A 14,033-nucleotide genomic window follows, 5' to 3' on the forward strand; every position below is an offset into this window, starting at 1 on the left:
TGGCGCCATCACGCCCGCAAGGAGGACCATGCTGGAGCTGTCGATCCTCGGCTTCCTGGCCGAAGAGCCGCTGCACGGCTATGAGCTGAAGGAACGGATCAAGGCGCTGAGCGGCCATGTCCGCCCCGTCAGCGACGGTGCGCTCTATCCGGCGATCACGCGGCTGATCAAGACCGGAAAGCTCGACGAGCACACGGAGCCGGGTAGGGGAGCGGCCCCGCGCCGGATCCTCTCCCTCACCGACGAGGGGCGCGAGGACCTGCTGGAGCGCCTGCGCCACCCCAAGGAGGTCGAGATCACGGACCAGGTCCGCTTCAACACGCTCCTGGCCTTCCTGCGGCACCTGCCGGACCACCGGGAGCAGGCCGGAGTGCTGCGCCGCCGTCTGGAGTTCCTCACCGCGCCCACGAGCTTCTTCTACGAAGGGGAAAAGCCGGTACGGGCGGAGGAGGCGGAGGATCTGTTCCGGCAGGGCATGCTGCGGGTCGCCCGGGCGACGGGTGAGGCGGAGCGTGCGTGGCTGACGGAGGCGATCGCGAAGCTGGATCAGCCGAGCTGAGCCCGCAGATAGTCCCGCCACTCCCCCGTGAACTCCTCCAGCGACGTCCCGAGTACGTCCTTCAGGGCGCCCTCCACCGCCCCGCCCCGCTGCTCGTGGGCCCCGACGGCCCGGTAGAACTCGGCGAGCCTGACCTCGCCCCAGCGGTCCGCGATCAGCCGGCAGGCCAGCCAGCCGCTCTCGTAGGCCCGCGCGAGCCGCCCCGCGTCGCCGGAGAAGCCGAAGTCCTCGTCCGTCGGCAGTGTCCGGGGCGCCCGCCCCTCGGTCACCGCCTGCCACAGTTCGGGCGCGGCCTGGGACGGGGAGCGGCCGCTCCCGAGGTAGCCGACCCAGTCGGCGTAGCCCTCCGAGAGCCACAGCGGAGTGGCCTCGGTGGTGTGGGCGCGGGTGGCGACGTGGGTGGTCTCATGGGTGAGGACCACCTGCTTGCCGGTGCTCCCGAGGACGCCGTACGCGTCGGGATTGACGATGATCCGGTCCGCGGGCGCACTCGCCGGGGCGCCGGTCTCACCGGTGGTGACCGCGGCGATCCCGCGGTAGGAGGACTCGGGTGAGCCGAGCAGGCCCGCCATGTCGCCCAGTGACATCGGTACGAGGACCACCACGCGCCGGGGCCAGTCACCGCCCCACGCCTGGGAGACGGCCGGCACGGCGTGGTCGGCCAGCTCGGCGTACGACCGCAGTGCCGCGTCGGACTGCCCGACGCCCAGGACGAGGCTGTCGTCACCGCGTACGGCGCTCACCTCGCCCTGGTCCCAGAGCTGTTCGGCGGACCCCTTCGCGGGCCGCTCGGCCTCGACGTACCAGTGGCCCTCCACGTCGAGGCGCAGGCTCAGGGTGCGGCCGACGCTGACGGGAGCCCGGTCGTGGCCCTGGACGCGGTAACGGAGCTCGGCGTCGGCGAGGGCGGTGTCGCCGGTGCGCCGCAGGGCGGTCAGGCGGTACGACCAGTGGGCGAGGGGCACCGCACTCAGGTTGCCGAACCAGTCCCGGGCGCCCGAGCGCAGGAACGCCGTCTCGTCGCGGTCGAGTATCGCGGCCGCCCGGCGGTCGAGGACCTGCTGCACCTCGGCCTTGGCGCTGTCGGTGGTGGGCCTCCCGCCGCAGCCCACCAGTGAGACGAGCAGGAGACAGAGCGCGATCACGACGCGCGTTCCGCGCGCCCCTGGCGCCCGCCTTCGACCAGCCATTTCCCGATCGTACGGCGGCGACGGCACGAAGGTCAGACCCGCGTCGCAGCGGCCTCGGCCCCGCGTCAGACCCGGGTGACCGTCGCCCCGGGCATCATGCCCACCGGGTCGTAGCGCACGGGGGCGCCGGGGTAGGGCGCGTGGATCACCTGGCCGTTGCCCACGTACATCCCGACGTGGCTGGCGTCGCCCCGGTAGGTGACCACGTCGCCGGGCCGGGCCTCGGAGAGCGGGACCTGCCGGCCGGCGTACCGCTGCCCCTGCGAGGTCCGCGGCAGGCCGACGCCGGCCTGGGCGTACGACCACTGGATCAGTCCCGAACAGTCGAAGCCGGAGGGACCGTTGGCGCCCCAGACGTACGGCCTGCCCAGCGCCGAGTGGGCGGCGGCGACGGCGGCCGCGGCGCGGCCCGAGGGGGCGACGAGGCTCCCGAAGTCGGGCATGCCGGCGCGCCCGGCGCGGGAGGCGCGGTCGTAGGCGGCACGGTCGGCCGCGGTGAGGGAGTTCAGCAGCTTGCGGGCCTGGGCGAGTTTGCGCTCGACGGTCCGCTTGTGGGCGGCGACGGCCTTGCGGCTCTTCTCCAGCTCGACGAGTTTCCCGGTCGCCTCGGAGCGTTCCTGGGCGAGTTCGCGCATGGCGTCCTGGAGCTCCTTGAGCTCACCGGCCTGGTGGGCGCTGAGCCGCGCGATGCGGGCGGCCTTGTCGAGGTAGTCGGCCGGGTCGTTGGAGAGCAGCAGCGCGAGGGACGGGTCGAGGCCGCCGGACCGGTACTGGGCACCGGCCAGCGAACCGAGCGCGTCCCGCTTGGAGTTGATGTCCTCCTGCTGCCGGGCGATCCGGTCCTGCGCGTCGGTCACCTGCTTGCGGAGCTTGTCGGCGCGCTCGTCGGACCTGTTGTAGGCCTCGGTGGCCTTCTCGGCCTCCTCGTAGAGGCGGTCCACCTTGGCCCGGGTGTCGTCTTGTGGCGCGGCCGAGGCCGGGACGACCCCGAGGGCCGTGGCGGCGGCTGACATGACGCAGAGCGCTGCTCCGGCGCCCCGGTCGAACCCGGTCGGTGCAAAGCGGCGATGGGACCCCACGGGAAGCCGCTCTCCTTCCGCTGGCGGACAAGGACCTTCCCCGGCGAGCGGGGAAACGCGGCAGACAGTAGCTCCGTGTCGGGGTGACGACCAACGACCCGCGCGGGCATACAAAGTGACGCCCCGCCTCTGACGCAGGTCATGGGCGGGGCGCGGGGTCAGCGAATGTTGTCGTGATTCGCCCGTTCGGGCGGCACGTGGTGTTGATCTTGCGAGTGTTCGGCCGGGGTCAGATCCGGACGCCGAACTGGAACGGCATGTTGTTGATCGACTCGTAGCGGACGACCGTGCCGCTGCGCGGGGCGTGCAGCACCTGGCCGTTGCCCGCGTAGAAGCCGACGTGGTGCAGGTCGCCGTAGAAGATGACCAGGTCGCCGACCTTGAGCTGGCTCTGCGAGTAGATCCTGCTGCCGGCGTTGGCCTGATCCTGCGAGATGCGCGGGATGGAGACGCCGGCCTGGGCGAAGGCCCAGGAGGTCAGGCCCGAGCAGTCGAAGGAGGACGGGCCGGAGGCGCCGTAGACGTACGGTGAGCCGATCTTGCTCTGGGCGGCCTGGAAGGCGGCCATGGCCCGGCCGGAGGCGGAACCGGTGTTGCCGAGGTCCACGCGGTCGGCGGCGTCGCGGCTGGCGCGCTGCTCCTCGGCGGCGAGGGCGGCCTTCTCGGCGGCCGTCAGGCTGTTGAGCAGCTTCTGCGCCTCGGCGAGCTTGCCCTGGACCTGCTTCTTCTTGTTGCCCAGTTCGGTACGGGTGGAGGCGAGGTCCTTGAGCTTGTCGGACGCCTCGGCACGCTGCTGGGAGAGGTCGCGCTGCTTGTCCTGGATCTTCTTCAGCGAGTCGACCTGCTGGGCGCTCAGCTGATCCATGGTGGACGCCTTGTCCAGGTAGTCGTCCGGGTCGGACGACAGGAACAGCTGGACGGAGGAGTCGATGCTGCCGGTTCGGTACTGGGCGGCGGCCGCGAGGCCCATGCTGTCGCGCAGCTCGTTGAGCTCTTCCTGGCCGCGGGCGACGTTGTCCTGGATCGTGGAGATCTCCTTCTGGAGCTTCTCCTGCTTCTCCTTGGCGCCGTTGTACTTCTCGGTGGCCTGCTCGGCCTCCTCGTAGAGCTTGTCGACCTTGGCCTTGACCTCGTCCTTGCTCGGCTTCTCGCTGGGGGCCGCGTTGGCGGCCTGCGCGCTGATGGCCACGGCAGCAGCGGCAGCGGTGGTCAGCACAGTCACACGTGCTCGGCTGGGCTGCTTGGGTCGACGGTGGGACGCCACGGAGGTGAAACCCTTCTTCTGAGTGATCACCCGCTCGGAGGTTCGAGGCCAGACCCTAGTGACCCAGTTGTGATCAGATCAAATCCTCACACGAAAATTCTCGTCACACCGGTCATTCTTTACACACAACTCACATCACGTGACGCAGGCTTGACGCTACGTCGCGCGGAATTGACGCCAATTCGGGCATTGCGTCCGTACGTTGGCCTTATCAGGACAGCCGCTTGAGAAGCACCGCAGAAGCCACCGGCCGCGCTCCGGCCCGGGCCACCCCGTCCGCCACCTCACGGTCGGTCGAGGCGACGATGACCGGACGGCCCGGCGGCTCGGCGCGCACCAGCTGGCGGATCAACTCGTCGGCGGTGACACCCGGTTTGGAGAACAGCACCCGCACCCCGCGCGGCGGCGCGAGCAGCACCGGCGCGGCCAGCTCGGCCCCGTCGAAGACGCAGGTCACCTCGGCGCCGGTCTGCGCGGCGAGCTGCGAGAGCTGGCCGAGCAGCCTGAGCCGCTGCTTCTCCAGGGGCATCTGGGGATAGCCGGTCTTGGTGACGTTGTAGCCGTCGACCACCAAGTGCGCCTGGGGCAGGGCGAGGAGCTGGTCGAGGATCGCGGGGTCGTTCTCGGACAGGGCCCGGGCGGCGATGTCCTTCGGGGTCATTCGTCCCGGTTCGACCGCGTCCACGGTCTCGGCGGGCCGTACGGAGACCGGCGGCAACGCCAGCTCCCGGCGCAGCCCTTGGGCGGAGTCCAGCAGCGTGTCCAGAAGCAGCCGTACGCGCATGTCCTCGACGCTGCGCCCCTCGCGTGCGGCCCTGCGCGTGGCCTCCAGGGCGGCCTCGGCCTCCCCGAGCCGCGCCTTGAGGCGCCGGGTCTCGCTCTCGGCCGCGGAGACCTGGGCGTGTCCCTCGGCGCGCACGGTCTCGATCTCGCCGTGCACCTTGCGCAGGGCGGCCTCGCCGCGCTTGACGTCACTGAGGGCCGAGCGCAGCTTTCGGTGAAGCGATTCGGCTTCCTTCTTCGCCGCGTCCAGCTCGGTACGCAGCCGCTCGGTCTCGTGCCGGGTGTGCTCACGGGCGTGGGCGAGCTCCTCGCGCAGCCGCTCCAACTCGGCGCGGCTCTCCTCGTCGGCGCGCTCGGCGTCGGCCCGCTGGGCCTCCTCGCCGGCCGCGGTGACCAGCTTGACCCAGCCGGTGGGCCGCAGAACATAGGCCGCGGCCGCCACGTCCAGCGGGTCCGCGGCCGGGGGCGCCGAGCCGGCGTCGAGGGCGCCGGCGAGTTCCGGCTGGGCCTCTCTGAACTTCTCCCCGATGCGCTGCCGGAACAGCGGATCGGTCTCCAGCGCCGCCGCCATGGCGTTGCCGGCGAACTTGGCCCGGCGGTTCGGCGCGAATCTGGCGTACTGCCTCAGCTGCGCGGGCAGTTCACCGACGGTCAGTCCGCCGAACCCGTCGGACACGATCTGCACGACCTTGCGCCGTACACCGTCGGGCAGCGGACGGTCGAGCACCTCAGCGGCGCCGTCGTCCGGCCCCCCGCCTTGTGTCTCCACCATCCGTCACACCCCAATGCCTGTGCGGGGGCCGCTCCCGTCAGGAGTCGGCGCCCGGCCTGTCCACGAGTTCCACCTTGTCCACGGCGTTGCACCAGCGGCAGCGCACCGACTCGATGGTCTCACTGAGCACCTCGCGCTCCTCGACCTTGGGCTCACCGGCCAGATCGAGGTGGACGTACTCCACGACCTTCGACGAGCGCGTCACGTCGAAGCGCGTGAGGTTGCCGCAGAGGGTGCAGCGCCACCGCGTCGTGGTGGTCGGCAGGGGAACCGTCATCGTGACTGTGCTCTTTCCTTCTAGACCTTCTATTGTCCGCGACGCGCCGGGCCCCCGGTGCGTGTGGCTCGTAACCCTACGGCCTGGCGGGTACCCACCGCCCGTCCGTCCGAGGCGGCGAGGCGGTCTGTGCGCGTGCGTCCTGTTACGTCATGCTCTGTGTCCATGATCGGCAACTGGAGCATGGCGCATTTCGGGACTCGGTTCGGCAGGGCGGGCCGATCGGTCCGTGCCGTCCTGCGGTCCTCGGCGCCGGTGACATACGGGCTGATCGTCCTGTGCTGCCTGATCTTCCTGATCGGCCCGGCGGCGGGACTCAATCCGGCGTACGGCTCCGGCGACGAGCTGCTCGCCGCTCAGCGGGCCTACTTCCACCGCTGGGGTGTCGTACCCGCGGAGCTGTTCGAGGGGGCGCCCCGCGCCGTCCTCACCCCCGCGACAGCGCTGTTCGTGCACGGCAGCTGGGTGCACCTGCTCGGCAACATGCTCTTCCTCTACGTCTTCGGCGTGATGACCGAGGAACGGATGGGCCGCGTCCAGTTCACGCTCTTCTATCTGGGCTGCGGCTACCTGGCCCTGCTGGGCTACGCGGCCGCCAACGACGACTCCACCCAGTCCCTGGTCGGCGCGTCCGGGGCGATCTCTGCGGTCCTCGGCGCGTTCCTGTTCCTCTTCCCCGGGGCGCGGGTGACAAGCCTGCTGCCGTTCCTGCTCTTCCTGCCGCTGCGCTTCCCGGCCTGGGTCGTGCTGCCCTTCTGGGTGGCGCTGCAGTGGGTGGCGGCGGGCCGGGCGGACCAGGGGCCGGGGGTGGCGTATCTGGCGCACCTGGTCGGGTTCGGCCTGGGCTTCGGCTTCGCGTGGGCCCGATTCCGGCCTGCGACTAGAGTGAAGGCCGCCCCAGCTCCGGCCTCCGAGGGAGAGAACCAGCCGTGATCACCGCGATCGTCCTCATCAAGACCAGCGTGGACCGGATTCCCGAGATCGCGGAGCGGATCGCTTCGCTGGAGAGCGTCACCGAGGTCTTCTCGGTCACCGGTACGTACGACCTGATCGCCATGGTGCGGGTGAAGGAGCACGAGGATCTCGCCGAGGTCATTCCGGGCCGGATCAGCAAGATCCCCGGGGTGGAGGGGACGGACACGCACGTGGCGTTCCGTACGTACTCGCAGCACGACATCGAGGCCGCGTTCGCCATCGGGCTGGACAGCTGAGAGCGGCCACGGCCCGATCATGAAGAGTTCTTCATCCTGGGCTCATCCTCGGGGCCGGGCCTAGGCCGCAGGATCGGCCGCATGGTCTTCTCGCACCGGATCGCGGCGCTGGCCGCCGTCGTGGCGATCCCCCTCGGCATCGCGGCGACCAGCTTCGCCCTCACCGACAACCCGGAGTCCCCCAAGGTCCCGGCCGAGGTGGAGCTGGACAGCGGCTCCCCCACACCGACCCCGTCCCGCCCCTCGCCGACCCCGAGCGACGAGGTCGTCTCCCGGCCCCCGGTGACAGACGGCCCCACCGGCGACGACGATGACGACGGCCCCGACCGGGAGACCGGAGACGACGACCGGGGCGAACCCGGGGACGACGGCTAGGGGTGTCCTGTCGAGAGCTTTCAGGGAGTCGGCGAGTGACGACGGCGCGGCTCGGATCCTTCCCGCCGGAGGCGTCTGCGCCGACGGGCGGGCGCACGGCGTCCGGTGCACGGACGGGGCAGACACGGTTGCGCCCGGGTCGGGTTTCCGATCCCGGACCCGGTGCTTCGCGGCCGACCCGACGCGCGGCTGCAGCGGCCCGGTGCGCCCCCTGCTCACCGGACCCCACGCCGTCGCCATGACCCGGACGACACCCCCCGATCCCGTGCGCCGCCGGATCTCCGCGCGGGTCCGCATCCTGCTCTGGCTGCTGCTCGTCATGGCCGTCGGGCTGGTGTCCGTGGCGACGACCACGCGGTCGATCCTGTTGCGGGACGTCGATCACCGGGTGAACGGGCTGCTCGCGCAGGAGGCGGGCGAGTTCGCGAACTTCGAGGAGCGGGGCGTCGACCCCGAGACCGGGCGGCCGTTCACCGACCCGTCCCGGCTGCTGCGCGAATTCCTGGTGCGCCAGTACGCCGATCCGGACGAGGAGCTGATCGGCCTGGTGGGCCGGGCGGGCCGGACCCCGGCACAGTTCATCCAGCCGCGCGACATCCCCGTCGCCGTTCCCCTGCACGAGGACGCCGACGCCCGCCGACGCATCTTCGACTCGCCCGACGCCACCGGCACCGTGCACCGGGCGTCCGGCGAGATCCGCTGGGCCAAGGTCACGGTCGCCCGGGCCGGCGGCGAGGCGGAGGCGGCGTTCGTCGTCGCCTTCCACCCGGGACGCGAACAGGCCGCCGTGAACGCGGAGTTCCGTATCCTGCTCGCCATCTCCGGGGTCGCCCTGCTCATGATGACCGGCATCGGCTGGGCGGTCTCCGGGCGGATCCTCAAGCCGGTGCGGCTGGTGCGCACCGCGGCGGCGCAGCTCACCGAGCAGGACCTCACCCGCCGTATCCCGGTGCACGGGCGCGACGACATCGCCGCGCTCGCGGAGACGTTCAACGCGATGCTCGACCGGCTGGAGCGCGCCTTCGCCGCCCAGCGCGAGTTCGTCGACGACGCGGGCCATGAGCTGCGCACGCCGATCACCATCGTGCGCGGCCATCTGGAGCTGATGGGCGACGACCCCGCCGAGCGCGAGGAGACGATACGCCTGGTCACCGACGAGCTGGACCGGATGAGCCGCATCGTCGAGGATCTGCTGCTGCTCGCCAAGGCCGAGCGCCCCGACTTCGTCACGCCCGAGCCGGTCCAGCTCGCCGAACTCACCGCCGACGTCTACGTCAAGGCCCGCACCCTCGGCGAACGGGACTGGCAGCTCGCCGAGGTGGCCGACGTCGAGGCCGAGCTGGACCCGCAGCGGATCACCCAGGCGATGGTCCAGCTCGCCCAGAACGCCGTGCAGCACACCGCGCCCGGGCAGACCGTCCGGATCGGCTCGCGCGCGGACGGGCCGGGCGTCGAGCTGTACGTCGCCGACTCCGGTTGCGGTGTCCAGCCGCAGGACGGCGAGGTGATCTTCGAACGGTTCCGGCGCGGCACGTCCCGCCGGGGCGCCCGCGGCTCCGGAGCCGGGCTCGGCCTGTCGATCGTCCGGGCGATCGCCGAGGCGCACGGCGGCCGGGTCCGGCTGCGCGACACCGACGGCGGCGGCGCCACCTTCGTACTGGCACTGGGAGAGGCACACACGTGAACCGCATTCTCATCGTCGAGGACGAGGAAAGGATCGCCTCCTTCGTTCAGAAGGGGCTGCGCTCCAACGGCTTCACCACGACCGTCGTCGGTGACGGTGATGCCGCCCACGAGTACGCGCTGACCGGCAGTTTCGATCTGGTGGTCCTGGACATCGGCCTGCCCGGCCGGGACGGCTTCACCGTGCTGCGCGAACTGCGCGAGGCCCGGGTGACGACCCCGGTGATCGTGCTGACCGCCCGGGACTCCGTACGGGACACGGTGGCCGGTCTGGAGGGCGGCGCCGACGACTGGATGACCAAGCCGTTCCGCTTCGAGGAACTGCTCGCGCGGGTCCGTCTGCGGCTGCGTACGGCGGCCCGGGCACCCGAGGTGACGGTGCTGCGGTCCGGCTCGCTGACCCTGGACCTGCGCACCCGGCGGGCGCGGGCCGACGAGCGGACCGTGGACCTGACGGCCCGTGAGTTCGTGCTCCTGGAGCTGTTCCTGAGGCATCCGGGCCAGGTACTGTCCCGCGAGCAGATCCTGTCGCACGTGTGGGGCTACGACTTCGACCCGGGTTCCAACATCGTGGACGTGTACGTGCGGGCGCTGCGCAAGAAGCTCGGGGCCGAACGCTTCGAGACGGTGCGCGGCGTGGGGTATCGCCTGTCTGCGTGAAGTCCCTTTCATGTGGGGCTCATCGACGGCTAACGGCCCAGGTGAACCCTGGATGACGTGACCCTGAACCTCCGACTGGGCGTCGGCCTCTGCGTCGCGCTCTCCCTGTGCGCGCTGCTCGCCGTGCCCGGCAACTTCGCGGGCCTCGGCGCCGACGCCCGCCTCACCCTCGCGGTGTTCGCCCTGGCGACCTGCGCCTGGATCGCCACACCGGTCGACGACACCTACATCGCGCTGGGCGCCGGACTCGCGCTCACGGTGACCGGGGTGATCAGCAGCGACACGCTCTTCGGCACCCTCGGCGACTCGACGGTGTGGCTGCTGATCTGCGCCTTCGTGCTGGCGGCCGCGGTGACCCGGACGGGGCTCGCGGGACGGGCGGCGGCGTTCCTGGTCGGCGGGGCGCGCACGGTGCGGCAGCTCGTGCACCTGACCACGGCCGCGCTGGTCGTCACGGCGTTCGCGGTGCCGGCCACGTCCGGCCGGGCCGCCCTCGCGCTGCCGGTGTTCCTGGCGCTCGCCAAGGCGCTGGCCGACCGGCGGCGGCTGGTCGTGATGCTGGCGCTGCTGTTCCCGACCGTGATCCTGCTGTCGGCGGTGGCGACCCTGATCGGCGCAGGCGCGCATCTGATCACCGTCTCGGTGCTGTGGCAGGCCACCGGCGAACGGATCGGCTTCACCGAGTGGCTGCTGCTCGGCCTTCCGCTGGCCGTGGCGTCGTCCCACCTGGCCGCCGAGGCCGTGCTCCTGACGACGACTCGACGCGCGGACCGCAAGGGCGCCGTGCACATCACCCCCGAGCAGATCCAGGAGCACAGCGACGAGCCGGTCACCGGCCCCTGGTCGCAGGCCGAGAAGCGGTGCGCGCTGCTGCTCGGCACGGTCGTCGTGCTGTGGTGCAGCGAGCCGCTGCACCGGGTGCCGCCGGCCGTCGTCGCGCTGATCGGCGCGGTGGTGGCGGCCTCGCCCGCCCTGGGCACCGTGCACCTGAGGGACGCGCTGAAGACGGTCCCCTGGTCGTTGCTGCTGTTCATGGCCGCGACGATGGCGATGGGCGTCGCGCTCGCCGACTCCGGGGCGGCGAAGTGGCTGGTGGCCGAGCTGCCCACGGGCGTCAGCCCGCTGCTGTTCCTGGCCGTGGTGATCGCGATCAGCACGGCGGCCCACCTGATCCTCCAGTCCCGCTCGGCCCGCTCCTCGGTCCTGGTCCCGCTGGTGGTCGCGGCGGCGGTGGGGGCTGGGGTGAATCCGGTCGCCGCGGCGCTCGCGTCCACTGCGGCGGCGGGTTTCTGCCACACCCTCCCGGCCTCCGCAAAACCGGTCACGCTCTTCTCCGACCTGCCCGGGACGCCCACTTACACCCCGCGCGACCTGCTGCGCCTGTCCGCCGTCCTGGCCCCGCTGACGGCCGCCCTCGTCCTGCTGTTCGCCGTGGCGGTGTGGCCGCTGCTGGGCGTTCCACTGTGAGTGCCACGTCACGCCGTCCGGTGGCTGCGGCGCCGTTGTGGCTGGTCGCGCAGTTCCCCGCGCCCCTAGGCGCGCTTCCCCTCGGGGCGTTGCAGCCTCGACGACCTGTTGAGGAGATCCGATGCTGAGCCGAGTCGTAGTAGCCCCCAGTGGTTTCAAGGAGTCCCTGTCCGCCCAGGCCGCCGCCGATGCCATCGCGGGCGGCGTCCGACGGGTGCTGCCGGACGTCGTGATCGACCTGATCCCGCTCGTGGACGGCGGCGAGGGCACCGCCACCGCGCTGGCCGCCGCGACCGGCGGGCGGCTCGTCGCCCTGCCCGCCACGGGACCGGTCGGCGAACCGCTCGGCACGCACTTCGCCCTGCTCGGCTCCCGGGACACCGCGGTCGTCGAGATGGCCGCGGTGGCCGGGCTGTCCCTCGTCCCGCGCGCCCTGCGCGACCCGGGCGCCACGACGACCTACGGCGTCGGCGAGCTGATCCGCGCCGCGCTCGACACCGGCGTACGACGCATCCTGGTCGGCTGCGGCGACTCGGGTACGTCCGACGGGGGCGCCGGCGCCCTCCAGGCCCTCGGCGCCCGGCTACTGGACGCCGACGGCTTCGAACTCCCCCGCGGTGGACGTGAGTTGACGCGGCTCGCCAGGATCGACCCGTACGGCCTGGACCCGCGCCTGCGGGACGTCGACCTGCTGGTCGCCTGCAACCCGTACAACGTGCTGTGCGGCGAGCGCGGCGTGGCCCGCGTCTTCGGCCCGCAGAAGGGGGCGACACCCGCACAGGTCGAGCATCTGTCGGCCGGCCTGGAGAACTGGGCGGACGTCCTCACCCGCGATCTGGGGGCCGTGGGCACCGATCTGCACCACGGCCCCGGTACCGGAGCGTCCGGCGGCCTGGGCGCGGGTCTCGCCGCCCTCGGCGCCAGGCTGCTCCCCCGCTTCGACGTGCTGCTCGACCACCTCGACCTCGACGCCCGCCTCGCCCGCGCCGACCTGGTCGTCACCGCGGAGGGCGCCCTGGACCACCAGACGCCCCGCGGCAAGGTCCCGGCCGAGGTGGCCCGCCGGGCCAAGTTGTACGGCCGCCCGGTGCTCGCGCTGGCGGGCACGCTCGGCGAGGGTGCGCACGACGTGCCGGGCGTGGACGCGTACAGCGGCATCCTGCCGGCCCCGATGGCCCTGGCGGAGGCGCTGGTGCGGGCCTCCGAACTCCTCACGGACGCCACCGAACGCGCCCTGCGGATGATCCTGCTGGGCGCCCGGCTACCGGCTCACGCGGAGGTGTCCGGCACGCAACGCCCGTCCTCCGTACGGTAGTTCCACCGGGCGCCGTCCGTCACGAGCTCCCGCACGGCGTTCACGAACCGCTCGACGTGCTCGTCCGGCGTACCGGCCCCGAAACTCACCCGGATGGCGTTCAGGGACTTCTCGCCCGGCGCGGCCTCCGGTGCCCCGCACTCGCCCTGCGTCTGCGGGTCGCTGCCCAGCAGGGTGCGGACCAGGGGGTGGGCGCAGAACAGCCCGTCCCGCACCCCGATGCCGTACTCGGCGGAGAGGGCGGCGGCGAAGTGGGAGCTGTTCCAGCCCTCGACGACGAAGGAGATGACGCCGACGCGCGGGGCGTCGTCGCCGAAGAGGGAGAGGACCCGGACCTCGGGGACCTCGGCGAGGCCCGCGCGGACCTTCTCGATCAGGTACTGCTCACGGGCGACGAGCGTGTCGAAGCCGGCCTCCGTGAGCGCCTTGCAGGCGGAGGCGATGGAGTAGGCGCCGATGACGTTCGGCGAGCCGGCCTCGTGGCGGGCGGCGCTCTCGTGCCACTCCACGTCGACGCCCCCGTCCCCACGCCGCGACACCTTCCGCGAGGCACCGCCGCCCGCGAGGTACGGCTCCGCCGCGCGCAGCCAGTCGGAGCGGCCGGCCAGGACGCCGGAGCCGAACGGGGCGTACAGCTTGTGGCCGGAGAAGGCGACCCAGTCGACGTCCAGGTCACGCACGCTCACCGGGTGGTGCGGGGCCAGCTGGGCGGCGTCGAGCACGATGCGGGCGCCGTGCGCGTGGGCGGCGGCCGCGAGCTCCCGTACGGGCCACAGCTCACCCGTGACGTTCGAGGCGCCGGTGACACAGACCAGGGCCGGGCCATAGGGGTCGCGGTCGGCGAGGGCGCACTCCAGGGTCTCGACGGCCTGGCGGGGGGTGCGGGGCGCGTTGAGGTACGTGACGCGGGCATCGCGCCACGGCAGCAGGGAGGCGTGGTGCTCGGTCTCGAAGACGAAGACCTGGCAGTCGGCCGGCAGGGCGGCTGCGAGGAGGTTCAGCGAGTCGGTGGTGGACCGGGTGAAGATCAGCTGATCGTCGGCGCGGCAGTCGAGGAACTCGGTGACCGTCCTGCGGGCGTTCTCGAACAGGTCGGTGGAGAGCTGGGAGAGGTAGCCGGCCCCGCGGTGGACGCTGCCGTAGTACGGCGCGTAGGCGGCGACGTCGTCCCAGACGCGCTGGAGGGCGGGGGCGCTGGCGGCGTAGTCGAGCGCCGCGTAGGTCACCTCGCCGCCGGTGACGAGCGGGACGGTGACATCACGGCCCAGAACGGGCAGGGAGGCACAAACGGACTGGTCGGCGGCAGCGGTGGAGACAGACATGGCGAACTCCCGTGAGGGGCATGCCGACTGAGCGGCAGGCGGGAAAGAGAAAAGGGTCTGCGGAGGCGGGGCTCTG

The 14,033-nt window shown here is 72.1% G+C and carries 14 protein-coding genes; 8 read left to right on the top strand and 6 right to left on the bottom strand.

The features are described 5' to 3' along the window. The first annotated feature begins 28 nt into the window (after window positions 1-28). A complete protein-coding gene (locus ACZ7M7_RS02180; protein WP_472111900.1) occupies window positions 29-559 on the top strand; it encodes a PadR family transcriptional regulator in 531 nt (176 codons plus the stop codon). On the opposite strand, the gene ACZ7M7_RS02185 is transcribed toward ACZ7M7_RS02180, so the two are convergent. The 5 genes from ACZ7M7_RS02185 to ACZ7M7_RS02205 all read right to left on the bottom strand — a co-directional run bounded on the left by ACZ7M7_RS02185 (window position 547) and on the right by ACZ7M7_RS02205 (window position 5,924). Beyond that, complete coding sequence (locus ACZ7M7_RS02185; protein WP_472111906.1) at window positions 547-1,749, bottom strand: hypothetical protein; 1,203 nt, start codon at window positions 1,747-1,749, stop codon at window positions 547-549. The two genes, ACZ7M7_RS02180 and ACZ7M7_RS02185, sit on opposite strands and share 13 nt — an antisense overlap. Before the next feature lie 65 nt (window positions 1,750-1,814). After that, complete coding sequence (locus tag ACZ7M7_RS02190; RefSeq protein WP_451169415.1) at window positions 1,815-2,828, bottom strand: C40 family peptidase; 1,014 nt, start codon at window positions 2,826-2,828, stop codon at window positions 1,815-1,817. Between the two features lie 229 nt (window positions 2,829-3,057). Further along, a complete protein-coding gene (locus tag ACZ7M7_RS02195; RefSeq protein ID WP_383597650.1) occupies window positions 3,058-4,092 on the bottom strand; it encodes a C40 family peptidase in 1,035 nt (344 codons plus the stop codon). A gap of 211 nt (window positions 4,093-4,303) precedes the next feature. Then, window positions 4,304-5,647 carry an NYN domain-containing protein gene (locus ACZ7M7_RS02200; RefSeq protein ID WP_472111909.1) on the bottom strand — a complete coding sequence of 448 codons (1,344 nt, stop codon included), beginning with the start codon at window positions 5,645-5,647 and terminating at the stop codon, window positions 4,304-4,306. Window positions 5,648-5,684: 37 nt separating this feature from the next. Further along, window positions 5,685-5,924, bottom strand: coding sequence for a hypothetical protein (locus ACZ7M7_RS02205; RefSeq protein WP_328882184.1), 240 nt, complete (start codon window positions 5,922-5,924; stop codon window positions 5,685-5,687). A 165-nt stretch (window positions 5,925-6,089) separates the two neighbouring features. Between ACZ7M7_RS02205 and ACZ7M7_RS02210 the strand changes: the two genes are divergently transcribed. The 7 genes from ACZ7M7_RS02210 to ACZ7M7_RS02240 all read left to right on the top strand — a co-directional run bounded on the left by ACZ7M7_RS02210 (window position 6,090) and on the right by ACZ7M7_RS02240 (window position 12,635). Then, window positions 6,090-6,857 carry a rhomboid family intramembrane serine protease gene (locus ACZ7M7_RS02210; protein ID WP_451169419.1) on the top strand — a complete coding sequence of 256 codons (768 nt, stop codon included), beginning with the start codon at window positions 6,090-6,092 and terminating at the stop codon, window positions 6,855-6,857. Continuing rightward, window positions 6,854-7,135: an Lrp/AsnC family transcriptional regulator gene (locus tag ACZ7M7_RS02215; RefSeq protein WP_328428302.1), complete on the top strand. Its 282-nt coding sequence runs from the start codon at window positions 6,854-6,856 to the stop codon at window positions 7,133-7,135. The genes ACZ7M7_RS02210 and ACZ7M7_RS02215 overlap by 4 nt, the downstream gene beginning before the upstream one ends. 81 nt (window positions 7,136-7,216) lie before the next feature. Further along, on the top strand, window positions 7,217-7,510 hold the full coding sequence (locus ACZ7M7_RS02220; protein WP_451169421.1) for a small secreted hydrophilic protein: 294 nt from the start codon (window positions 7,217-7,219) through the stop codon (window positions 7,508-7,510). A 238-nt stretch (window positions 7,511-7,748) separates the two neighbouring features. Then, window positions 7,749-9,194, top strand: coding sequence for a sensor histidine kinase (locus ACZ7M7_RS02225; RefSeq protein ID WP_470947684.1), 1,446 nt, complete (start codon window positions 7,749-7,751; stop codon window positions 9,192-9,194). Further along, on the top strand, window positions 9,191-9,853 hold the full coding sequence (locus ACZ7M7_RS02230) for a response regulator transcription factor (protein WP_383596449.1): 663 nt from the start codon (window positions 9,191-9,193) through the stop codon (window positions 9,851-9,853). The genes ACZ7M7_RS02225 and ACZ7M7_RS02230 overlap by 4 nt, the downstream gene beginning before the upstream one ends. Before the next feature lie 63 nt (window positions 9,854-9,916). After that, window positions 9,917-11,320: an SLC13 family permease gene (locus ACZ7M7_RS02235; RefSeq protein WP_472113865.1), complete on the top strand. Its 1,404-nt coding sequence runs from the start codon at window positions 9,917-9,919 to the stop codon at window positions 11,318-11,320. Between the two features lie 121 nt (window positions 11,321-11,441). After that, window positions 11,442-12,635, top strand: a complete 1,194-nt coding sequence (locus tag ACZ7M7_RS02240) for a glycerate kinase (protein ID WP_472111915.1) — start codon at window positions 11,442-11,444, stop codon at window positions 12,633-12,635. On the opposite strand, the gene ACZ7M7_RS02245 is transcribed toward ACZ7M7_RS02240, so the two are convergent. After that, the gene (locus ACZ7M7_RS02245; protein WP_472111918.1) at window positions 12,590-13,957 is read right to left on the bottom strand and encodes an aminotransferase class V-fold PLP-dependent enzyme; all 1,368 of its coding nucleotides are present in this window, start codon (window positions 13,955-13,957) and stop codon (window positions 12,590-12,592) included. The genes ACZ7M7_RS02240 and ACZ7M7_RS02245 overlap by 46 nt on opposite strands. Window positions 13,958-14,033: the final 76 nt, after the last annotated feature.

The organism is Streptomyces sp. NPDC111606, assembly GCF_055656945.1.